The following is a 23,928-nucleotide window of genomic DNA, read 5'->3' on the forward strand; positions in this document are numbered from 1 at the left end:
GGCATGCCGTCGCGGCGCGACCAGGTCCAGTCGTACCAGTTCTTCGTCCAGCGGATGACGTCCGCGCTGGTGGCGAGGGACCCGGATCCGGCGGTCGCCCCGTTTCAGCGGCTTGGCGGCGCGGGCCTCGGCGGGGTCATGGTGGCGGTGCTGTGCCTCGGCGCGGTCGGCGTCTTCGGCTTCATCGTCCCCGGTGGAGCGACCAGCTGGCAGGACGGCGCCTCGGTGATCCTGGAGAGGGAGACCGGCACCAGGTACCTCTACCGCGAGGGGCACCTGCATCCGGTGGTCAACTACGCCTCGGCGCTGCTGGCGCTGGAGTCCTTCGCCCCGGTGACCGACGTGTCACGCAACTCCCTGGCCGGTACGCCCCGTGGCCCTCGGATCGGCATCCCGGACGCACCGGACGCGCTGCCCGACGCGAAGCGGATGCTGACCGGCGGGTGGACACTGTGCTCCCAGGCCGTCCGGGACGAGTCCGGTGAGCTGGTGACCACCACGGTGCTGACCGTCGGCCGGCCGCCGCTCGGTGGCCGGCCCACCGACGACGGGGCGCTGCTGGTCCGCGACGCCGACACCGGGCACCTGCAGCTGATCTGGCGGGACCAGCGGCACGAACTGGTCGACGAGGACATCGTCCTGGAGGGCCTGGCCCTGCGCTCCGAGCCGGTCGTGCTGGTCGGCGGGGCCTGGCTGAACGCGTTGCCGGCCGCGGAGCCGATCGGCAGCCGGCCGGTGCCCGGCCGGGGCGAGCCGTCGACCGCGCTGCCGGACGCGGTCACCGGCGAGATCTACGTGGTCGAGAACCAGACCGGCGATCGGCAGTACTACCTTGCCGAACGGGACCGGCTGGCACCGCTGACCGAGTTGCAGGCCGAGGTGCTGCTCGCCGATCCGGGCACCCGGGACGCGTACGGCGGCGAACCGCCGACCGCGCGGCCGGTTGCCGCCGCCACCGTGGTCGGCGCGCCGCGGGCGGTCGAGTCCGGGGAGACCGGCGCCCGGTCGCCGCAGCGCCGACCGGACATTCTGCGGCTGACCGACGGCCGGCAGAGCGTCTGCGCCGGCTATCCGCCCGGCAGCCACCAGCCGCAGGTGCTGGTCGACGCGCAGGTCGAGCCGCCGACGCAGGCGATCGTCACCCCGGCGCGCACCGCCGACGGCGTACCGCTGGCGGACCGGGTGGTGATCGAGCCCGGCCACGGCGCGTTGGTCGAGTCGATGCCCGCGCCGGACGCCCCGGCCGGCACCCTGACCCTGGTGACCGACCTCGGCGTCCGCTATCCACTGGCGGACCGGGCGGTCGCCGCGATGCTCGGCTACCCAGAGGTGGAGCCGGTACGACTACCCGCCAGCCTGGTGGTGCGGCTGCCGGGCGGGCCGGCGCTGGAACCGGCGGCGGCCCGACGACCAGCTTGACCGGCTATTGTGGATCGAGGGACGGCGGGCGGGTGGCGGTCGGACCGTCCTGATCGACCGGTATCGGTCTGGCGTCACTGGACACAAGGAACTACCGTTTCCGTTGACAGATGGTGCGTCCGCGCACCATGCGGCACCGCCCCTCGAATTGCGGGGCATCCCACCAGAGGACGGGGTGAAGACCACCATGACCGGGATGAACACCAATACCGGGCTGATGGTTCAGACCGAGAAGGACGTCGATGACGTCGCGAACCGGCTGACCGGCAACCTGAACCAGTTGATGGACCAGCTCATGCCGCTCTACGACCAGTGGAAGGGCATCGGTGCCGGCTCGTTCCAGCAGGTGCGTCAGGCGTTCGACGAGGACATGGCGCGGCTGAACCTGGCGTTGCGGTCGATCGCCGAGGCGGTCGGTTCGGCCGGTAAGGACTACGAAGTCAGCGACGATGAGATCAAATCCGAGATGGATTCGGCGGGGGCGACCGCCGGCCAGATCACTGCGGCGCTGAAGCTCTGACCGGAGGGATCGAGATGGACATCCGCTACGATTTCGCCGCGCTGAACAACGCCGCCGACAATTGCGGCACCGCGGCCAAGAACATGATTCAAGAGCTCGACGGCCTCAAGACCGGCATCCAGCCGTTGGTGGCGACCTGGGAGGGTGACGCGCAGACCGCGTACCTGACCCGGCAGGCGGAGTGGGAGTCTGCCGCCAACGACCTCAAGGACCTGCTCAACCGGATCGAGAAGGCGCTGCGCGAAGCGGCCGTACGAATGCAGGCACGCGAGGCGGCCAACCGGGCCAAGTTCGAGTAGACGACTTCGGTCACCGACCAGCCGGTCCGGGCACCACGAAGTACGCCTCCTGCGGATCGGTGCGCGTACCGCCTTGCGACGCCGCGCCGCTGCGGTCGACCATCCGCCGGGTCGGCTGCCAGCGGCGGCGTCGGCCACCCGGCAGTGCCGCCACGGTCACCGCGACCACCAGGATCAGCAACGCCGTACCGGCGGCGACCGCCACGGCGGTCCGGGTCAGCCGCTGCCAGCGAGCTGCCCGCTGCGCCGCGGCGACATCCGGCACGACCGTCGGCAGCGCCGGCGCGCCGACCGGCTCGCCCGCCGTCAACCGCTCGGTCACCGCCCGGTACGGATTGACCACCCCGTGGCCGTAGCCCGCCGACCGGCCGCCGGATGCCGGATCCGCCGTCGCCGTCAGCCGCCGGGCCACATCGGCCGCCGACAGATCCGGCTCGGCGGCCCGCAGCAGCGCCGCTGTCGCGCTCACCACCGGGGCGGCGTAGCTGGTGCCGGCGACCACCTGGTGCCCGGACACCCGGGTCGCCGCCACCACCGCCCCACCCGGCGCCACCAGGTCCACGTAGTCACCGACCTGGGAATCCGCCAGCCGTACGCCGTTCTCGTCGATCGCCCCGACGCCGATCACCCCGTCGAACGCCGCCGGGTACGGCGTCGGATCCGGCGGCGCGCCCTGCTGGTGGCTGTTGCCGGCGGCGGCCACCAGCACCACGTCAGCCCGCACGGCGCGCTCGACCGCGGCCCGTACCGCCGGGTCCGCGCGGTACATGGTCAGCGACATGTTGATCACCTTCGCGTCGCTGGCCACCGCGAGGTCGATCGCCTCGGCCAGCCGGTCCGCCGGTGAGGCGGAGCCGTCCTGCCGCGCCTGGATCCGCTCGGTGACCCGGATCGGAACGATCGTCACCCCTGGGGCGATGCCGTGGAAGCCGACGCCGTCCACCCTGGTGGCGGCGATCAGGCTGGCCACGGCGGTGCCGTGCGAGGCGCAGTCCACCGTGCCGTTGACCTCGACGCCGGTCAGGTCGAAGCCGGCAGCCACCTGACCGGACAGTTGTGGGTGGTCGTCGTCGACCCCGGAGTCGATCACCGCGACCCGTACCCCCGACCCGTCGGTCACCGGCCAGCCGCGTTCGGGCGCCAACCAGCGCTGATGCCAGGAAATCTGAGGGATCACCGGACCGGGGTCGGCAGGGCTACGGCAACTGCCCGGGGCAGCAGACGCCGGCACCGCCGCGACGACCGGCAGGACGCTCGGCGCGCCGGTCAGCAGTACGCCCAACGCGACGGCCAGCAGCCGGGTCGGTGACCGCATCAGCTGACCTCCAGACCTCCCGTACCGCCCGACATCCTAATCCAGCTGCGGCGACCAGCGGGCTCGTGCGGCTGGCACACATTCAGTATCGTCGTCATGACGCTTCACCGGCGGTGCCTGGCGACGCCCACTCAGTGCCCGGCAGCGCCCGGTGTGACGCGGCGACGGGGAGGGACACGATGGACGTGCACGGCCTGCGCGCCCGCGCCGACGAGTTGATGACACAGTTCGACCGGATGCGCTCCGGCGCCGCCGACCTGCAGCAGCAGCTGCGGGCGGTGTCGGCCACCGTCACCTCCGACGACGGGCTCGTCACCGTGACGGTCGGGCCGAGAGGACAGGTCACCAAGGTGGAGCTCGACCCGCGGATCTACCGCCGGCCGAACGCCGCGCAGCTGTCCACCACGGTCACCGATACCATCCGGGCCGCCACCGCTCAGGCGATGGCCGAAGTGGAGCGGATCTGCCGGCCGCTGGTGCCCGACGCACAGTTCCAGGCACACATGGACTTCGATCTTGAAGGCATCTTCCGCCAGCTAGACACCGACCTGCCCGGGGGCGACCGGAAATGACCGAGCCGCAGCAGACCTTCCTCAACCCCGACCGGGCCCGCCCGGCCGGCAACGCGCTCGGCGCGGCGGCCGAGTCACTGGCCGCCGAGTGGTCCCGCGTCACCGGCAGCATCCGGGCGCTCAACGAGGCCCGACCGTGGGGCGACGACGAGGCCGGGCGGACGTTCAACGAGCACTACCTGGACGGCGGTGACGAGGCCCCGGCGAAGGTGACCCTGGACGCCGGTGACGATCTCGTCGCCGCGTTCGCCGACACCGGTCTCCGGATCGTCTCCTCGGTCGACGGCACGGTCGCCGACGACGGCGCGGTCGGCGACAGCTTCGGCGGCGGCAGGTAGCCCGGTCGCTGTCGGAGGGCCAACGACGTGGCGATCATCAATCCCCGGGAGTGGTTCGGCGAGTACGGGTGGGTCTGGGATGCCGTCACCTGGGTGAGCGCCGGTGAGGCGTGGCCCACCGGCGACGAGGACCAGATGCGTGAGCTCGCCGCCGCCTGGCGTGAGCTCGCTGAGGTGGTACGGGTCGCGTTGGCCGACGCCGACCCGGCCGCGCTGCGGGTCATCGAAAGCTGGGGCGGCGACGCGGGCGCCGAGTTCGCCAACTTCTGGCAGCAGGTCGGGGTCGGCCCCAACACCGGGCTGCCGGTCCTGCAGAAGGCCGCCGCCGCCTTCGCGAACGGTTGTGACACCGCGGCCAGCGAGATCGAGTACGCGAAGCTGACGATTCTCATCGCGGTGGCCATCACGGTGATCGCGGTGTTCGTGGCGTTGCTGATGGCCTGGCTGGGCGGCGTCTCCGCCGGTGCCATCCCCGGCATCCTCGCCGCCGGCCGGCAGGCGGTCACCGTCGCGTTCCGCCGGCTGCTGGCCCAGCTCGGCCGGCAGCTGCTCACCCAGGCCGGGATGCGGGCCGCGCTGCAGGGTTCGGCCAGGATCGCCACCACGCACGTCACCCAAACCGGCGCCCAGCGGCTCGGCACCCAGTTGGGCATCGAGCTGGCTCAGGAGATCGGCGAAGAGCTGATCATCGACATCGGCGCCCAGGCGTTCCAGGTCGCCCAGGGCAACCGCGACGACTGGGACGGCCGGCGGACCCTCACCGCCGGGGTCGGCGGCGCGTTCGGCGGCATGCTCGGCTTCGGCGGCAACCGGCTGCTGCGTAACACGGTCGCGCCTCGGGTGCCGGTGTCGTTCCGGCCGCCGGCAATGAATTTCCGGGCCGCTGGCGTCGTTCGCTGGGGCGGCCGGTCGGTCGCCGCCGGCTTGCAGAACGCGGTCATCTCCCCGGCGGCCAGCGTCGCCGCGAACCTCGCCGTCAACCAGCAGTGGACCAGCCCCGGCTGGCAGGGGGCGCTCGGCGGTTTTACCAGCGGTGCCGGTCGGGGTGGTGCCACCATGGCGGCGTCCTCCGCCGGCAGCACGGCCGCCGGCTGGGCCAACCGGCTGGGTGGTGTCGCGCCGCCGGCCGGCGTGCCCGGCACCGTCGACCTGGCCGGCATTGCTCCGGTGACGAGCGTGGACGCCGCCGGGCTCGACCTCGGCGCGACCGGGTCCGACCCGGCCAGCGGTACGGGTACCGCCGTCCCGGCTCCGGTCACGGCTGACCCGACGCCGCAGACCGTACCGGATTCCGGGGCCGGCTCCATCTCGTTGGCCCCGACCACGCAGGACGCCCCGACGACCCAGGCGGCCCCGACGGTCGTCGACCAACCCGGCATCCAACCGACTGTTGGTGCCGAGCCTCCACCGGTGGTCACCTCGGGTCAGCCGGCGGCGGTCGGCGTGGGCGACACCGCCAGCCCGGCGAACGCGCGGTTGACCGACGCGCCGTTGACCAGCACCGCCTCGCCGGACATCACCTCGCCGGACATCACCTCGCCGGACGTCACGGCGCCGGACGTCACGGCGCCGGACGTCACGGCGCCGGACGGTGTAGGGCCGACGCGGGCGGACGACGGGCCGCCGGTACAGGTCGTCGTCGGTGCCCCGGCCGGGGTAGGTACCTCAGCGCAGGCGGCGGCTCCGGCCGTGATCGCAGCCGGGCCGCAGAGCTCCCCGCCCACACCGGGTTCGACGTCGACATCGGCTGCGACGTCTACACCGGCGACGACGGCCACGTCGGGGCCGGCTCAGTCCGGAGCCCAGACGACTGCCCAGGCCGCGGCGGCGGCGTCAACGGCCGGTGGCAACCCCACGGCTGCTCCACGGAGCTCGTCGACCGGCACCACCTCGGCGCCGGTCCGGCCACCGGCGCCGGTGGCCGGACCTACCGCCGGGCCCTCCGCCGGCTCGGTCAGCTTCGGGCCGGCCGTCGCCGCACCAGCCGTACCGGCTCAGCCCGGCCAGTCGGTCGGCACCCCGACCGGGACCACCACGACGGGGTCGGCGTCGGCCGCGACCAGCCCGACCACGACGACCAGCCCGACGCCGCCGGTACTGCCGCCGATCGGCCCACCGGCGTCCGCGCCGCCGGCCGCGACCACCGGCGGCCCGGACCAGCCGGTCGGCCCGGCGCCCCGGCAACCGTCCGCCGGCACCACCGTCGACCCGCAGACCCTGCAGCGGTCGGCCGGCCCTACCGGCACCGGTACGCACAGTTGGCAGCTGGACCCGGTCCGGTTCGACGGCGATCCGAACAGCACGGACGCCGACCAGGCGCTCATCGACGCGTCCCGGGCCCTGGTCGACGCCGTCACGGGTGCGGTGACCCGGCACCAGCAGCAGGCCACCCAGGGCGAACAGATCTCGATGGGTAAACGGCCGGGCGTGGTCGGCGCGTTGATGACCCGCAGCGGGCAGCTCACCACACACAGCAGCATGACCGCCGACCAGAGCACCGACCCGGCCACCCAGCCGACGCCGCACCCGCTGGTCGAGACAGTGCTCGCCGAGGTCGCTCAGCAGGTCAGCCGGGTCGGCAGCGGGCACGGGCGGTGCGCCGAGGTCGCCATGGTGTCCGATGTGGTCTACCAGCTGGATCGGCAGTGGCAGGATGCCGGCCGGATCGGCGACTTCGCCGCGTACGCCCGATCGGAGCTGGCCGGGGCGCGGATCGTCACCCACCAGTTCCGCCGCGCCCAGGACGTCGACGTGGTGTACGAACGTGGCGACTACCGACCACCCTGCCGGTCGTGCGGGCCGATGCTGGAAAAACTCGGCGTCACCCCGGTGGTGGACACCGAACGGATGCCCGGCCCGACCGTACCGCCGGATTCCGGCGCGTTGGGTGACGGCCGGGCGCTGCCGGAGACCAGACCGACCGGCGACATGCAGGGTCTGGTGCCGCCGGACCCCGCCGACCAGCAGGCGTTGACCGACGAGGTGCCGGTCGGGCCGGACGGCCGTCCGGCCCGGCACCCCGACCCGCGCGACGGCCGCTGGCCGGAGCTGGTCAACGACGGTGGCCCGGCCAACCCCGGCCGCGGCACGAACTGCGCCGACGTCGGCCTGTCCGTCCTCGCCACCTGGTACGGCGACCCACAGGTCGCGGCGGCGACCGGCGCGTCGGTGACCGCCGAGCCGGCCGGCACCCGGCGTCAGGAACAGTGGCTGGGGGCGTCCTTCGCGCCTGCCGGCCGCGGGCCGGCCGGCTTGGAGGCGGTCGCCGACCAGCTGCGGCGCGCCGGCCCCGGATTCGCCGCGCTGATCATCACCAGCTGGACCGCTGCGGCCGGCGGCGGCGCGCACACCTGGAACGCCGTCAACCACGACGGGCAGATCATCTGGATCGACGCGCAGAGCCGGCAGGTCTCCGACGCTGCGCCGATCTACGGCAGCGAGGTCGACGGGGTCTGGTCGATCGTCCTCGACGCCGACGGCAATCCGATGCCGGCCGACGGCCCGCAGACGACTGCGGTGTCGACGACCGGGGCGACCGGTGAATCGGCGTACCTGGATGCGTTGACCGAATCCGACCGGGCCACGCTGCTCGCCGAGCTGGCCGCCGCCCAGGTCGATGCCGATGCGATCCTGGCCGAGCTGGGGACCGTCGGCGACCGGCTCAACACCGATCTTGGCCTGGCCGGCACCGCCGCGCTCACCCCGCTGGGCAGTGAGTACCGGGTCAAAGGTGCAGAGTCGCTGGCCCGCAAGTTCAGCACCGACTTCGAGCCGAAGGGCTACACCCTCCCGGAGGCGCTCGCCGAGATCAACGACGTGGTGCGGTTCTCCGTACGGGCACCGGAGACCGACGCGTACGGGCCGGCGGTTGCGGGAGTGCTCGACGCGTTGACCGCCGGCGGCCACCAGGTGACCGACGTCAAGAGCTTCTGGCACCCCGGTAACCGGTTCTTCGGGCTGAACTGCACCCTCGTCACGCCCACCGGCCGGACATACGAGGTGCAGTTCCCCACCGTCACCAGCTGGGCGATCGGCAAGCAAACCCATGGTCCGTACGAAGTGATGCGTGACCCGGCGCGGACCCCGGCCGACCGGATGCACGCCTTCCTCGACATCCTCACCGTCAACAAGGCGCACGACATTGCCGGCCGGATGCCCGGTGGCATGCCGGTGCTGACCGAGCGGTACGGCCCACCGAAGGACACCAGCTTCGCCAAGTGGATCGGCAAGCAGGACCAGGCCGGCCTGCGACAGGACTACGTCGACTGGCTGGCCGCCGACCCGAGTCGCAGCTTCCGGCAGGAGTTGGCTGCGCGAGGATTGGACCCGTCCGACCTGCCCGGATTCGATCCCGATGCGATAGGAAGCACAGATGCCGACCCTGACCTTCCGCTACCACCTGCTGTATCGGACGGACGACCAGACCCGGCCGCCGGTCAACGTGATAGCGGTGGCGGCCGGCACCGGGCCGACCCAGGCGGTGATCTGGGACCGTCCGACGTCGAGGTGGGGCTTCCGGCCGGACGTGGCGGCGTCGATCCTGTACGCCGACCCGGAGCGCCACAGCGTACGGGCAGCGGACCGGGCGACGGCGGAGTCGGTGACGCATCACTTCACGGCGGTGCCGTTGCCGAGCGAGCCGGAGCTGACCCGCATCTGCCAGGAGGCCAGCCGATAGCTGGCGGCCCTGCCGCGGATACGACGAGCTATCTCGATCGGCTGTCCGACGCCGAGCGGCAGGAGCTGGAGCATGGCGTGGCGGCTGCGGGGGAGAGCGCGCAGGCGATCCAGGCAACGCTGGACGACGTCCTTGTCGGGCTACGAATGATGGGTGACCTGACCGGTGTGCAGGAACTCAGGCTGCTCGGGACCAAGGATCGGGTCAAGGATCCGGAGTCGCTGGCCAGAAAGTTCGTGACAGAGCACCGCCCTGTTGGCGATGACATACCAGCCGCGCTCGCCGTGATCAACGACGTCGTCCGCTTCTCCGTGCAGAGCCCCGTTGGGCCCGCCTACGGTGCCGCGGTCGACCGTGTCCTCAGCGGCCTTGAGTCGGCTCATCATCAAGTGGTGACCGGCAAGGTCTTCTGGCATCTCGGCAACAGATTCTACGGCCTCAATGTCGCTCTTCGATCATCTGAGGGTCAGCTGTACGAGATTCAGTTTCCAACCGAGGCGAGCTGGCGAGTCGGAAAAGCGACTCACGGATTGGATGAGGTGCTGCGGGACAGGGACTCTCATTCGGCTGATCGCGTCAACGCTTTCCTCGACATTCTCGCGCTGAACAAGGCGGCCGGACTGGCCGACGGGCTACCCGGTGGCCTCGATGTTCTGGCAGACCGGTTCGGGCCGGCGAAGTTCCATGGACTTGCGGCGTGGCTAGGCAAGCTCGACTCAGGTACGGCTCCGGACAACACTGTTCGGCAGCGCTATGGCGAGTGGCTCACTACAACTCAACAGACTCTCGTCGACGTGCTTACGGCTCGGGGACTTGATTACACTGACGTGCCCGGGTTCGGGCTGGACCGGAGAGGTGATGTGGGTGGCGGACTTGGAGTTCCAGTACTTCCTGCTGTACCACCCGACACGTCCGTCGGACCACCCGGCGAACGTGATCGCCCTAGCGAACCATCCGGGCCCGACGATGGCGGTGACCTGGGACCGACCGACCGCCAAGTGGAGTTGCCAGCCGGACGTCGCGATAGCAGTGCTGTTCGTGAACCAGGAGCGCAACAACTTTCGAGGAGTGGACCGGGTGTCGGCGGAGTCGGTGACGCATCACTTCACGGCGGTGCCGTTGCCGAGCGAGGCGGAGTTGACCCGGATCTGCCAGGAGGCCAGCCCGACCTGACGGCTTCTCTCGTCGCAAGCGACCCTTCGTCCGATTCAGTCGGGAATTTAGAGCCGATTCCCTACCTGGACAGCCTTTCGGCTGGCGACCGGGAGCTCCTGGCCACGGCTCTGCTTGCTGCTCGCCAAGACGCCGATATCGTACTCGCAGACCTTGTTGTGGCGGCTGCCGAGGCCGGCGCGGAGATTGGACTCGTCGGGCCGGAGAGGCTTACGCCAGTAGGTCTCGAGCATCGGGTAAAGCATGCTGAGTCATTGGTGCGGAAGTTCAAGGTGGAATTTGAGCCTATCGGGCTTGATCTACATGGGGCGCTCGGCAAGGTCGGTGATCTAGTTCGATTTTCGCTCCTGGCGCCAGAGCGACATTATGGCTCGGCGGTTAATGAGACGTTGGATGGCCTGGTTGGTCGGGGATATGAGGTTCAACAGGTCAAGTCCTATTGGAATCCGGGGAACAGGTTTTATGGGCTGAACACTGTTCTTGTATCTCCCAGTGGTCGCGTATTCGAGGTCCGGTTCCCGACGAAGCGAAGCTGGCTAGTTGGTAAGCAGACCCACGGTTGGTACGAGGTCGTCCGAGATCCTGTTCGGTCATCCGAGAGCAGGGTTGAAGCGTTTCTAAATATTCTAATAATGAACAAATCGACTGGGCTGTCGTCGCAACTTCCGGGCGGCCTGGAACTGATTTCTGAAACTTACGGAAGTTCGATCCAAAATGGATTTGCAAAATGGATAAGTGATTCTAGGCGGCGCAACGTTGCCAGTGATTTCGCGATATGGTTGAATGGGCAAGGAATCGCGTTTTCGGAGTTTGCTGGCCGTCTCGGTCTCGATCAGGTGGACTTCGTGGGACTTGCCGATCAGATAGCGCAAGGGAGGGTCTCGGCTGACTATGACATTCATCTACTATCTGATGTACCCGCCAGGGGAGCTGGATGGGACTCCGGCGAACGTGCTCGCGCTGGCTCAAGAGCGCGGACCGGTGCAGGCCGTGATCTGGGATCGCCCGACGCAGAGGTGGAACTTCCGTCCGGACGTAGCAGCGGCGTTTCTCTATTCGACGCCGGACCTGGAGCAGACCAGGCTCGTCGATCGGGTGATGGCGGAGTCGGTGACGCATCACTTCACGGCGGTGTCGTTGCCGAGCGAGGCGGAGTTGACCCGGATCTGCCGGGAGGCCAGCCCGACCTGACCGGCACCCGGCCGGTGTCCGGTGCGGGCCGCGATACCGGGTCAACGACCCTGGCGTCGGCGAATGCCGCAGGTGAGTCGTCGACATCGCCGGAGCAGGGAGGGGTCGTCGATGACCGCGGACGAGGCCAGAGCACTGATCGGCAGACTGCCGGGCAGCAGGAACCCGATCGAGATGTATCCGTTCGAGTTCGGCTGGCTGGTCCGGGAGGAGTTGTCGACCCAGGAGCGGCGAGCCGGGATGCACATCGGTCAGGGGAGCTTCATCGTGGACCTGACGGGCGTGGTGACCGCCCAGCCGAGCCTGCCGGCGACGGTGGTGGTCGAGGAGTACGCGGCGGAGCGTCGGCAGGGCCGGATCTCGGGTCGGCAGGTGTGGCCGGAGCCGGGCCCGCCACCGGAGTAGCCGACCGGGCCGTACCCGTGGCGGGCGGCGATGCGCCGCTGGCCGGCTCGCGTCCGGTTGGTCCGTTGCATTTGGCGCCGTTGGAGGAGGTGGGTTTTCAGGCTGATCTTGAGGCGGTGTTGTGGTCGGGTGGTGGGTTTGTGGTGGGTGCGGATCCGTCGTCGCATCCGTTTGGTGGGTTGGTGAATGATGGTGGTCCGGGGCGGTCGGGTCGGGGCAACAATTGTATGGATTGTTCGTTGGCGGGGTTGTCGACGTTTCTTGGTCGGCCGATGGTGTCGTTGCCGCGCTGGCCGGACATCCTGCCGGACGGCGCCGTCGACCGGCAGACCGGCGAGGCGGCCGGTGTCGGCCGGGCCGAGGAGTGGTTGGGCGGGGAGTGGGTCGGTCCGTCGGCGGACCTGCCAGGTGGGCCGCAGGAGCGGGCGGTGGCGGTCGCCCGGCAGTACGCGCAGTTGCAGGATCGGGTGGCGGCGGCCGGGCCGGGTAGTGCCGCCCTGGTTGTCGCCGACTGGCTCAGTGTGGACGAGCGTACCGGGCAGGTGCAGGTCGACGCCGACGGCAACGCCCTGGCCGACGGCTCGCACGCGTTCCTGATCGTCTACCCGTACGGGGCCGACGGGCCGGTGTGGTGGGATCCGCAGGACGGCCAGACGTGGCCGGTGCCGCCGACGCACATCGTCGCCGGCACCCATGCGTTGTGGTCGATGGATGCGCCGGCAGCGGGTGGAGGGACCAACAGTGACTCGGGACGAAGCGCAGGAGCTGATCCAGCGGCTGGTCGGGACACCGAATCGGATGGCGCTGCACGAGTTCGAGTTCGGCTGGCTGGCGCAGGAGATCCTGAGTCCGCAGGAACGCGGCACCGGGATGCGGGTCGGCCTGGGGAGCTACATCATCGACCGGGACGGGACGGTGACGGTGCACGGCAGTCTGCCGGTACCGGTGACGATCGGCCGGTACGCGGCGGAGCGTCGGGAGGGGCGGATCTCGGGTCGGCAGGTGTGGCCGGAGACGGACTCGCCGGAAACCGAGTAGCTGACGGAGGCGCCGGAGTAACTGACGGAAGCTCCGGTGTAGTCGCCGGCGCCGATGGGCTGTCGGGGCCGCGTCCGGTTGGTCCGTTGCATTTGGCGCCGTTGGAGGAGGTGGGTTTTCAGGCTGATCTTGAGGCGGTGTTGTGGTCGGGTGGTGGGTTTGTGGTGGGTGCGGATCCGTCGTCGCATCCGTTTGGTGGGTTGGTGAATGATGGTGGTCCGGGGCGGTCGGGTCGGGGCAACAATTGTATGGATTGTTCGTTGGCGGGGTTGTCGACGTTTCTTGGTCGGCCGATGGTGTCGTTGCCGCGCTGGCCGGACCGGGCGGGCGACGGGACGATCGACCGGGTCACGGGTGAGGCCGACGGGATCAGCCGGGCCGAGGAGTGGTTGGGCGGGGAGTGGGTCGGTCCGCCGGCGGACCTGCCGGGGACACCGGTGGACCGGGTGGCGGCGGTCGCCGAGCAGTACGCGCAGTTACAGCAGCGGGTGGCGGCGGCCGGCCCAGGTAGTGCAGCCCTGGTCGTCGCCGACTGGCTGAGCTTCGACCAGGACACCGGACGGCTGCACCTGGACGCCGACGGAAACGCGCAGGCGGCCGGCTCGCACGCGTTCCTGATCGTCTACCCGTACGGGGCCGACGGGCCGGTGTGGTGGGATCCGCAGTACGGCGGAACCGCGACGCAGCCGCCCGCCGAGTACCTGGCGGCGACGCACACGTTGTGGTCGATGGATGCGCCGACGGCACGGGGAGGGACCAACAGTGACTCGGGACGAAGCGCAGGAGCTGATCCAGCGGCTGGTCGGGACGCCGAACCGGATAGCGCTGCACGAGTTCGAGTTCGGCTGGGTGGCGAGGGAAATCCTTTCGCAGACGGAACGAACCCAGGGGCTGGGTCTGGGCCAGGGGAACTGGGTGATAGACCACGACGGGACGGTGACGACCCACCGGAGCATGCCGCCATCGATCATCATGCAGGAGTACGCGGCGGCCCGCCGGGCGGGCCGGACGACCGGCCGCCAGGTGTGGCCACTGACGGACCAGCCGGAGCCGAACCACTAGCCACCGCCGGGCCGGACGGGTCGCTCAGCGCCGCGCCGGACGGACTGGTCAGCGCCGCCGCCGGGACGACCTTCGGCGGTGCGCTGCACGCCGCCGACCCGGTCGCGGTCGCTGCGGCGGTACGCGACGCGCTCGACACTGGACTGCTGCCGGCCGGTGCGGTCGCCGACCCGGACGCCGGCACGGTCACCCTCGACACCTCGGCCGGGCCGGTGACCGTCACCCTCGCCGTGACCTCGCTGCCGCCCGGTACGACGATGGCACCCGTCGCCACCATCGCGACGCACGCCGACGGGGCGACCGTACGGGTGTCCGATCGGGCCTCCGCCGACCATGTCCGGCGGGCAGTCGCCGCCGCACTGGCCGAAGTGGATGCCATCGCCCAGGATCGGGCCGACGGGCTGCGTACCGATGCGACGACCGCGCTCGCCGAAGGCGCCCGGCCCGAAGGTGACGGACAGCGGCAGCTGACCGCCCGGGACATCGGCCGGCTGGCGGAGCTGCGTACCGTCGCCGACCAGTTGACGCAGGCCGGCACCGGCCGGCACGCCGACCCGGCCCAGGTCGCCCAGTTGCATGCCGAAGCGGTCGGCCTGCTGATCAGCAGCGGGCTGCTGGAACCGTACCCGGGGCACCGGGTGCACAGCCTGGTGCCGAACGTACCGGTGGTCGGGCTGGCCGCCACGGATGCCCGGTTCGCTGCCGTCCGTACCCAGTTGGGGCCGGCCTTCGCGGACCTCGCCGGGCTGCTCACGGTCGCCCGCGACCGACCCGGCCTGGCCGACGAGATCCGGGTGGTACAGGCCGACGTACGGGCGGCGGCCCGCCAGTGGGCCGCGCAGGCGACCGCCGCCCGCGACCGGGCTGACCTGGCGTTGACCGACCGGGTGGACGCGGCACTCGGCGCCGACCCGCGGCACGTCTTCGACCGGCTGGTCATCGGCGGCGGCTGGGCGGCCACGGCCGACTTCGCCACCCTCGACGCGCCGCCGGACACCGGGGACGGCCTGCCGCCGGTGCTGGCGGTGTCGCAGGGCCACGACCCGTGGGCCGACCGGCAGCAGCTGCTGATGGGGCAGGTCCCCACCGAGTTGGAGATCCCCGGGCTGCCGTTCCAGCCGGCGGACTTCGCCGACGAAGGCACCCAGTTCGCCCTCGCCAGCGACTTCGCGGCGGCGGTCGGCGCGGCCCGCGCGTACACCGGGATGCCCAGCTACCAGGGCACCGCGACCGCGATCACCCCCCGCCCGACCGACGCCGCCGGTTGGCCGGCCCACGCCACCTACCGGGTGACGATCGGCGAGCGCAGTTTCTACGCGGCCACCGTGGACATCGCCGCCGGTCCGGGCCCGGCGCGGGTGCCGGCCGCGCCGGCGTCGACCACCGGCCGGTACGTCGACCCGGCGACCGGCTACCAGGTCGACCTCTCCGGTCCGGTGCCGGTGTTCCGGGACCCGACCGGCCTGCCCGTCGACCCGGCGACGCTGCCCGCCCCGGTCCGTACGGTCCTCGGCGGCACCGACACCGACATCCTGACCGGCACGGGTACCAGCCAGGACGACCCGCCGCTGCTGGCTGACACCGCCGGCCGGCTCACCGATCCGCTGGTGGTCGATCCGGACAGCGGGTACGCGGTCGACCGGACGTCCGGCACGCCGTACGCGCCGGACGGCTCCCCGGTCCACTCGGCGGCGCTGCCGGCCGGCGTCGCGCAGCGGCTCGGCTTCGACGCCGACGGCCGGTTCACCGACCCTCGGCCAGCCCGTCCCCGGGTCGACTTCGGTGGGCAGAACCTGGCCGACGCGTACCAGCCGGGTGACCGGGTGCTGGTGTTCGGCGCGGGCGCCTCCGGGGCCTGGGACATCGAGCAGGCCGCCGCGTCACCGGCGGCCACGATCGACTGGTCGGCCCGCGCGGTCGGGCTGCCGCCGGCCGACCGCACCGGGGACCCGGCCCGGGATGCCGAGTTGCGGTATCAGCGCAGCTTCTCCGGCGGCTACAACCGCCGCAACACGTTGCCCGACGTCGGCGCGTACGACGTGGCCGCCACCGATAGCCGGATCGGTCAGACCCTGCGCGAGATCGTCTCCGCTCGGCACACGCTGGACGGTACGTTCCTGGTCGAGTTCACCGATGGCACCCGCCAGGAGTACGACCGGGTGGTCCTCTCCATCGGCCAGGCCCCCGAATACCCGGGCGGGGTCGCCGCCCTGGCCAGCACACTGGAGTTGCGCCCGCTGCACGGGCCGGCAACCGCCCGTGGCGGTAGCCACGACCTTCTCGGCCTGTCCGACGCCTCCGGCCAGCTGCGGATCCTCGGTGCCGCTGCGGTGGCCCGCCCGCTCATTCTGTCGCTCGGCGAGTTCCGGCAATCGGTGGAGTCCGAGCTGGGCAGACTGGCCGCAGCGCTGCCCGACGACTCACGCAACATCCCGCCGAGTATCCGCTTCCACGCCCAGCGGATCGCCGAGGCCAACCGAAGCTCGCCACCACCCCGGTCACACCTGCCCGAAGTCGACGTACCCACCCCGCCAGGCGATGTCGGGGTCGAGCCAGGGCAGCGGTCCGTGCTCGGCGGTGATCCGCTCGGCAATCTCCGGAACGTAGACGTCGATCGGGTCCTGCCCACCGACGGCGTCGAAGCCGGCACCGTAGGGAACGAGCTTGGCGCGGTTGCGCGCGAAGTAGACGAACCGCAGGTGGGGCAGGACCCGGGGGGCGAGTTCGGCGAACAGTTCGGCACCCACCGGGGTGATGCCGCAGTTGACCAGGCCCAACCAGCGGAGTTGGCGCAGGTACGGGGAGGCCAGCAGGGTGCGCAGTCCGTCGTCGCCGATCGGGTTGTTGTTCAGTCCGAGGCTGGTGAGTCGGGCCAGCAGCGGGCTCGCGGCGATCGGGCCGATCAGGTCCGGACCGACATCGGTGAGCCAGACGTGGCGGACCGGAACCCGGCGGTAGATCTCCGCGCCGCGGTCGAGGAAGTCGGCCCCCGGCAGCTTGACGAACTCGGCAAATCCGCGCCGGACGAGCCAGTTGGTGACCAGGCCGGCGACGGGCGCGCCGAGTCGGGGAGTCAGCCGGTGGCTGAGTACGGCGGCCCGATCGGACAACTCGTCGCTGACCGGGTTGCCGGCGACGACGGCCAGGTCGCAGGCGATCTCGGCGCGGATCAGCTCGGCGTGGTCGGGGTCGGTGGGTTCGATGGCGTCGGCGTAGCGCAGCCGCAGGTCCATGTCGTCGGGGTCGGCGAGAATGGCGGCGTACAGGGTGTCGCTGACGGCGGGCCGGGCGTCGCTGGCGTCGGACATGACCGCAGCGTATCGACGCCACCCACGACTACAAGTGGAGTGCCGGGCGATGACAAAGGACGACGCGCAGCAACTGATCGAACGGCTGGTCGGGACGGCGAATCCGATCGAGCTGCATCCGTTCGAGTTCGGCTGGCTGGCGAAGGAGACACCGTCGACCGAACAGCGGGCGACGGGGGCGCACGTCGGGATGGGCTGATACATCATCGACCAGTCGGGGACGGTGACGGTGCACAGCAGCCTGCCGATACCGGTGGTCATGAAGCAGTACGCGGCGGCGAGGCGGCAGGGCCGGATCAGCGGGCACCAGATCTGGCCGCGAGTCGGGACGGTGGACCAGCCGATCCCCGGCTGACCCGGATCCGGGCGCTGGCGGCCCGCTACACCGCCGCCGACCCGCCGACCCGGCTGGCGCTGCGTGCCGAGATCGGCGTACTCGTCGACCAGCTCGGCCTGACCGGCGGCACCCCGCAGGCGTACGCGCGGTGGGCGCAGCTGCCGCCGGACCTGGCGAACCTGCTGCTGCGGCTCACCTCACCGGTGATCGCTCCGGAGACCGTACTGGCGGTGCTCGGCGCGGACCCGGCGACGCTGACCGAGCCGCAACGTGCCCAGCAGCGCGACTACCGGGCCCGGCTGGTGCACAACGGGTACGTTCCGTTCGCGCCGCAGCTCACCGAGCAGCTGCACCGGCTCGCCGTCGACGCCGAGCACGGTCAGCAGAGCCTGCCGATGTTGCCGGCCTCCGCCGGTCAGGTGATCGGGCTGCGCGCCGATCAGCTCGTCCAGCTGCGGGCCGTCGATCCGGCGCTGGCCGCGCGGATCGCCCGCGACGGGGTGTACGTCGACCTGACCGGCCAGGTCGACATCAGCCCGTACGTGTTGGCGAACGCGCCGCAGATCGACGTGGGCGGCGTACACCCGGGTTTCGACCTGGCGACCGACGCCGGCCGGCGGGCGCTGTTGGCCGAGGACGTCCGCCGGGCGTATGCGACGATCACCGCGACGTACGGGTCGAGCCCGGCGATCACCCAGCTGCTCGGCAGCCACAGCTTCCACTACCTGGCACAGACCCGCACCATGGTGCTGGTCTCGGACGCTCTGACCCGGGCGATCCTCAACCTGGCGCCGAGCGCGCCGGTCGAGCAAGCGCCGGAAGCAGCACCGCTCGCCGTCGGCCCGACCGAGATCCACGTGTACGCCGACCGCCCCACCCTGCCGTCCGAGTCGACGCGCAGGTATTCGGTCGGGTACGGGCGACCAGTCGACCCCTACTCGGGTGCTTCAGTGCCACTCTGGCGTGGGATGCCCCGGCGGGAGCAGGTGCAGCAGGGCATTCTTGGTGACTGCGGCATGCTCGCCTCGATCGGCGCGGTCGCCGGGCACAGCCCGCAGACGATCGGTAATTTGTTCCGTCCCAACCCGGACGGGACGGTCGACGTCCTGCTGCACGAAAGCAGCCTCCCTGGCGACCGCACCACCCCGACCGGCCGACGGCTGCGGATCACCGTCACCCCGGATGTGCCGGTCCTCGCCGATCCGCCGCCGAGGGCCGCATACGCCTCGCAACCAGAGGTCGGGGCGGCGTGGGCGAGCATCCTGGAGAAGGCGCTGGCGGCGGTCGACCGGACCTGGACCGAGTCCCGGCAGGTCGCCTGGCAGCAGCAGTGGCGGGGCTGGCAGGGCTGGTCAGACCCGAACCAGGCCGCGCCGCGCGGCTACGCCCGGATGGATCCCGGCAGCACTCCCGATCTGTGGGCGGAGGTGCTGACCCAACTGACCGGCCTGCCGGCCCGGATGGGACGGTTCGACGTATCGCCGGGCAACGAACCCACAGTCGAGGCGATGCTCAGCCGGCTGCTGTCCGACGGCAATCCGGTCATCGTCAGCACCAAGGGGATCGACGAGTACGGGCTGGGTCCGGACGATGAACTTCCGTTCGACTTGCGAGACGGGCATGCGTACGAGTTGGTGGGTGTGAGCAACGGGCATGTCCAGCTCCGTAATCCGTGGAACAAGTGGCATCCCCAGCCCATGCCGACCCGGGCCTTCTTGGACTGGATGAGTAGGGACTTCGCGCATCTCGACCGGGTCGCACCGACTCAGCCCGGACCGCTGTCTCTCGGGCCACCGAGCAGCATCGAGCACAAGCCGGCCGTCGGGTTGACCGAACCCGTGCCTGTGGCAGCGTCGGCTGGCGGGGTAGCTGCCTCGGTGACGTCAGGGTTCGGCCGGACCGCTGTCGACCGAGACGAGCCGATGATCGTCTACTACGCGATCCGGACGTCGAGCGGGCGATCCGGGGGGATCGTCGTGGTCGTGACCGAAGCAGCCGACCAGCGGATCCTTGTTTACGGTCCGGGTGGCGACGTCTCCGCAGCGTCAGATCTCGGCGTAGTCGCCGGGACAGGCGACCAGTTGCGGCCTGTGGCCCGGACCGAAGCAGAGCGGATCGCCTCCGCCGAGTTGGGCTTCGTTCTGCCGGACGAAGCATCGCTGAGTGATTCAATAGTCGGCTGACGGACCCGGACAGGAGGAAGCATGGCTGCTTACCGGTCGTCGCTCGATTTGGTAACCATCCCGAACAATGCTGTCGCACCGGTAGGACCGGCAGATGTCGGGGTCCGTCGGCTGGAGCGGCGCGGAACGGTCTGGGTGAGGCTGGACGTGATGGAGCGCGGCCCCTACAGCGCAGAGCATAGCCACCGGTGCGAGTTGGGTGACACCTTCCCCGTTGGCGATGAGACCTGGTACTTCGCTGGGGCGCATTTCGAGAACGCTGGTCGGTGGCGGGTCACGGTGCGGCGGCTGGCGCCGGGTGAGGCACCGCCGGTGGTGGACGAGTCGACGGCGGTGACAGGGTGGCGGCCGGCGAAGCGGCAGCCGTTCGGCCTGCTCGATGAGGGTCAGTTGCAGGCACTGGAGCAGGCGTTGGGGCGCCCGCTGCCCTGGGCTTACCGGGACTGGCTGTCGCAGACGAACGGTATGCAGCCGGTGGAGCCGCAGTGGGTGCCGGGTGCGCCGTTCACGCTGTTTCCGGGGCGGCCGCTGTTGGGGGTCCATCCGGAGTATCCGGCGTACGACCTGCTGGCCGCGGAGCGGGAGTGGCGGGTCGGGAAGTTGTCGACGGACTTCGTTGTCATCGCGGTCCCGATGGAGGGTCTGCTGCTGCTTCGGCTGAAGGAACCCCGCCCGGGCAGCGTCGGCTTCCTGCCGAAGGACCTGCTGGCCGGCCCGGGTACGGCGGATGCGATCGCCTGGCGGGAGCGACAGGTGATCACTACCAGCATGGGCTGGTCGTTCGGCGATTTTCTCGGCCGGCTCACCCCGCTCGATGCGCCGGGCGTAGCGTGAAGATCACTTGACGAAAATTCGGGCTGGCGTCGGCGTGTCGTCCGAATTTTCGTCAAGTGATCTTGAGGACTCCCGTCCTAGGCGGCGGTGATTGGTCGGTTTTGGGTGACTACCAGCTTTTATCCGGCATTCACTAGTTTGGTGCTGATCGATTCCCTATCCCTGGCTGGCGATTGAGATCTGTGCATTGACTGCGTGTGGCGAGATCCGTACGATCAGCCGAATACGCCACCACTTTTCCTAGCAAGGGGATGAAGTGAAGAATTCCACTAGCGTCAGGAAAGACACGGTTGTCGCGCCCACGCTGCTCACTCCGAGCCGGGTCGAGAAGATGCTCGCGCGTCGCCAGGCGGTCCAGGTGGTCAAGTTCCGCACGACCTGCACGGACTGCCTGCCCAACTACTAGCGCACCGCCGTCGGGCGCTCGGCGTCGCCGCGCGGTGCGAACGCCGGCGTCGCCGAGCCCGCGAGGAGCACCGTGCCGTGACCTTCCAATTGTCGGCGGACGATGTCCTTAGTGCGTTGAGCGTCTGTTGCGGTGAGCCGCTCGAGGATCCGGCCGAGGCGGTCGCGGCACTACGCCAAGGACAGCCGTCCCTGACCGCCACCCTGTACTCCGCGTGGGCTGCGGACGGCGTCACCCTCGACCCGGGGATTGCCCACGATCTCGAGTTGGCCACCTCGCGGGTCACGTTCTACCGCACCGTGGCGGCCGAGCTCGCCGCACGCGTCAGCGACCTGACTCCGATCAAAGGGCTGGAGGTAGCCGACCGCTACCCGGCCGGTCTTGGTCGCACCATGAACGATCTCGACTACGTCGCCGGCACCGAGGCCGCTCTGTGGCGAGCGGCAGCTCTGCTCATCGACGATGGGTGGGACCTGCACACCGGCACGTTCGCATGTTTCGGCGGTCGTCTCCACATGATGGTGAGTCTGCGACGCCCGCACGAATCCCGCTTCGTCCTGCCGTACGGCGTGGAGATCGCCACCTGGTGGTCGCTGGGTGACCTGGCCGGAGTACGACCGCTGACTGCCATGCCGCAACCGTGGCGGGCACCGGCGGTGAAGAACACCCTGATGCTCCTGTACGAGCGCTTCGAGCAACGCTTCCGGGCCCGGGACCTGATCGACGCCAGCCTGCTGGTGGCCTCGGCCTCCGAGGACGAACTGGCGACGCTCACCCGGGCACTGACCGCACTCGGGTTGTGGCCGGAGTACGCCGAACTTGCCGCGCTCGTCGCGCGGACGAGCCTGCCACCACTGCCACCGCCGCCCCGGCGCAACCAACTGGACACCCGCGCCCGCCGGGCGATCAGCAGTGCTGCCGTGCTGCGCCGTCCCCTCACCGGCATGGCTCGCCACCTGCAGCGTCGAAACATCAAAGGTGCCTCCGCCCGCATCGAACAGCGGTCCTGGGCGGCGGCCGCCGAGCGGCTCTCCGCCGGTGCGTCCGTCCGGGCCGGGGTGCTGGCCTTCGGCCTGCCACTGGACGGCGCCCCGCGAAGTGCTGCCCCCACCGCCACACTGCACGAGCGTGGTCGGCTGGCCTGGGTGGACAGCCCGGTCGGCAGGTTCCTGTTGACGATCGGCGACGAGGTCGACGAAGACACCGTGGCGGAACTGTCCGGCCCGGTGCCCAGTCCGGCGACCACCGGAGCGAATCCGTGACCGCCGCCGCCGAGATCGTCGGGCGGGCGTTGGACGACGACATCCGGGTGCTGACCCGTCACCGGCCGGGTGCCGAGATCACCACCGTGTCGGTGTGGATCCTCGCCGGATCCCGCGACGAAACCTCACCTGGCATCGCCCACCTGTTCGAACACCTGGTCATGCAGGCGGTGCCGCCCGGCCGGAAGATGCGGGTCATCGATGAGATCGAGTCGTACGGTGGCGAGGGCAACGCGACCACCGCCCGCGACTACGTCGTCCTGTACGCGCGGGTACCGACAGTGGACGCGCTGGCCGTACTGGACCTGCTCACCGAGGCCGCGACGGCCAACGAGTTCGACCCGGTCCTCGTCGAGGCCGAACGTCGGGTGGTCATCGAGGAGCTGCGCCTGGCTGAAGCCGACCCCACGGACATCGTCCACGACGTGTTCTTCGCCGCCATGTACGGCGACCACCCGATGGGCCGGCCGGTCGGCGGCAGCCCCGCCGACGCGCTCCGGCTCACCGCCGCCGAGGTCACCGCCTGGTCCCGCCGCCACGTGCGGGCCGGACGAGTCGCCGTCGTGGTCACCGGCGGTGTCACCCCCGCCGCCGTGACCACTGCGACGGCGCGAAGCGCCCTCGCCGGCCTGTCCGTAACGCACCAGAGCGCCCGCGCCGACCGGCCCGCGGCCGAGCCGTCCCGGCTCCCCATCCCGTTGCCGGCATTGGCTTCCGGCGAACAGTCCCGGCGGCTGGATCATCCGCTGCTCGGCGACACCGCGGCGGTGGTGCTCGGCGGACCCGCCTTCGCCCTGGCCGATCCGCGGCTCGCCGCTGCCGAGGTGGTGATGGAACTGTTCGCCGGGGGCAACACATCGGTCCTCGTCGAGCAGTTGCGTACCAATCTGGGGCTGTCCTACGACATCTGGGGCGACCTCAGCGGCTACGCCGATACCGGCGTCTGGCGGATCGCGGTCACCACCGCCGTCGAGCACCGCGACGAGGTGGCCCGGCTTGCCGTCGACCTCGTACGGTCGGCGGTGGCGGACGGCTGGAGCGACGCCCGCGTGGCGGTGGCCCGCCGACGCGCTGCCGGGCTGGTCCGGCTCGATGCCGAGGCCTCCGTCGATGAAACTCTCCTGCTGGGCCGGCACGCTCTGCTGGGCGGCAGTGCCGGCTGGTCGGTGGCCGAGTACGCCGACCGGATTGCAGCTGCCACCCCACAGCAGGTCCACAACGCCGCCGTGTCCATGGCGGACCAACTGGTGGTGGCCACCGCCGGCGGGTGACAGCCCGCAGCGGCCCACCCAGCAGACCGCCTACCGATGGAAGGGAGGGAAAGGGTGAACCGAAACATGAAGTTCGGCCGCAGGCCGCGGGTGAAGAAGAAGACGACAACGACCCGCAAGTGACCATCCCTTGCCGGCCGCACAACCGCTCGCTGATCCGCCGACCGACGGACTATCCGGCGCTCGACCCGGGAAGGAGGCCAGGATGAACCGCCAAGCTGTCCACACACGGCGCCCGGTCGTAAAAAAGAAGAAGCGGTGACCTGAAACAGACGACGGGTGCGGCCGCCGGCAGGTCCGGGGCCGCACCCGGCCCC

The 23,928-nt window shown here is 70.6% G+C and carries 10 protein-coding genes and 1 pseudogene; 9 read left to right on the forward strand and 2 right to left on the reverse strand.

Features of this window, described 5'->3' with window-relative positions; all coding sequences use genetic code 11:
- Positions 1-3 precede the first annotated feature (3 nt).
- From eccB to ACFHWS_RS10385, 3 genes are all read left to right on the forward strand, one after another.
- Positions 4-1,419, forward strand: coding sequence for a type VII secretion protein EccB (gene eccB, locus ACFHWS_RS10375; protein ID WP_416554036.1), 1,416 nt, complete (start codon positions 4-6; stop codon positions 1,417-1,419).
- 196 nt (positions 1,420-1,615) lie between these two features.
- Entirely contained in the window at positions 1,616-1,939 is a 324-nt protein-coding gene (locus tag ACFHWS_RS10380) for a WXG100 family type VII secretion target (RefSeq protein WP_416554038.1), read from the forward strand.
- 14 nt (positions 1,940-1,953) lie between these two features.
- Positions 1,954-2,238 carry a WXG100 family type VII secretion target gene (locus ACFHWS_RS10385; protein WP_282232770.1) on the forward strand — a complete coding sequence of 95 codons (285 nt, stop codon included), beginning with the start codon at positions 1,954-1,956 and terminating at the stop codon, positions 2,236-2,238.
- A 10-nt stretch (positions 2,239-2,248) separates the two neighbouring features.
- On the opposite strand, the gene mycP is transcribed toward ACFHWS_RS10385, so the two are convergent.
- Entirely contained in the window at positions 2,249-3,556 is a 1,308-nt protein-coding gene (gene mycP, locus ACFHWS_RS10390) for a type VII secretion-associated serine protease mycosin (protein ID WP_416568094.1), read from the reverse strand.
- 176 nt (positions 3,557-3,732) lie between these two features.
- Here mycP and ACFHWS_RS10395 point away from each other — a divergent pair, with 176 nt between their 5' ends.
- The 3 genes and pseudogenes from ACFHWS_RS10395 to ACFHWS_RS10405 form a co-directional block, all read left to right on the forward strand.
- Entirely contained in the window at positions 3,733-4,125 is a 393-nt protein-coding gene (locus ACFHWS_RS10395) for a YbaB/EbfC family nucleoid-associated protein (protein WP_416554040.1), read from the forward strand.
- Positions 4,122-4,463 (forward strand): hypothetical protein, encoded by a 342-nt coding sequence (locus ACFHWS_RS10400; protein WP_416568085.1) that lies wholly within the window; start codon positions 4,122-4,124, stop codon positions 4,461-4,463. Before ACFHWS_RS10395 ends, ACFHWS_RS10400 begins: the two co-directional genes overlap by 4 nt.
- A 1,056-nt stretch (positions 4,464-5,519) precedes the next feature.
- Positions 5,520-13,607 (forward strand): annotated as a pseudogene (locus tag ACFHWS_RS10405) (toxin glutamine deamidase domain-containing protein); the annotation flags it as partial.
- A gap of 2,901 nt (positions 13,608-16,508) precedes the next feature.
- Here the strand turns inward: ACFHWS_RS10405 and ACFHWS_RS10410 are convergent.
- Entirely contained in the window at positions 16,509-17,579 is a 1,071-nt protein-coding gene (locus ACFHWS_RS10410) for a TIGR02996 domain-containing protein (RefSeq protein ID WP_416554079.1), read from the reverse strand.
- A gap of 2,280 nt (positions 17,580-19,859) precedes the next feature.
- Between ACFHWS_RS10410 and ACFHWS_RS10415 the strand changes: the two genes are divergently transcribed.
- The 3 genes from ACFHWS_RS10415 to ACFHWS_RS10425 all read left to right on the forward strand — a co-directional run bounded on the left by ACFHWS_RS10415 (position 19,860) and on the right by ACFHWS_RS10425 (position 23,611).
- Positions 19,860-20,672, forward strand: a complete 813-nt coding sequence (locus ACFHWS_RS10415; protein WP_416554043.1) for a DUF6406 domain-containing protein — start codon at positions 19,860-19,862, stop codon at positions 20,670-20,672.
- Between the two features lie 483 nt (positions 20,673-21,155).
- Complete coding sequence (locus tag ACFHWS_RS10420) at positions 21,156-22,340, forward strand: hypothetical protein (protein ID WP_416554045.1); 1,185 nt, start codon at positions 21,156-21,158, stop codon at positions 22,338-22,340.
- On the forward strand, positions 22,337-23,611 hold the full coding sequence (locus ACFHWS_RS10425) for a M16 family metallopeptidase (RefSeq protein ID WP_416554047.1): 1,275 nt from the start codon (positions 22,337-22,339) through the stop codon (positions 23,609-23,611). The genes ACFHWS_RS10420 and ACFHWS_RS10425 overlap by 4 nt, the downstream gene beginning before the upstream one ends.
- Positions 23,612-23,928: the final 317 nt, after the last annotated feature.

It is taken from the genome of Micromonospora sp. LOL_013, assembly GCF_048060315.1.
Taxonomy (GTDB): domain Bacteria; phylum Actinomycetota; class Actinomycetes; order Mycobacteriales; family Micromonosporaceae; genus Micromonospora_E.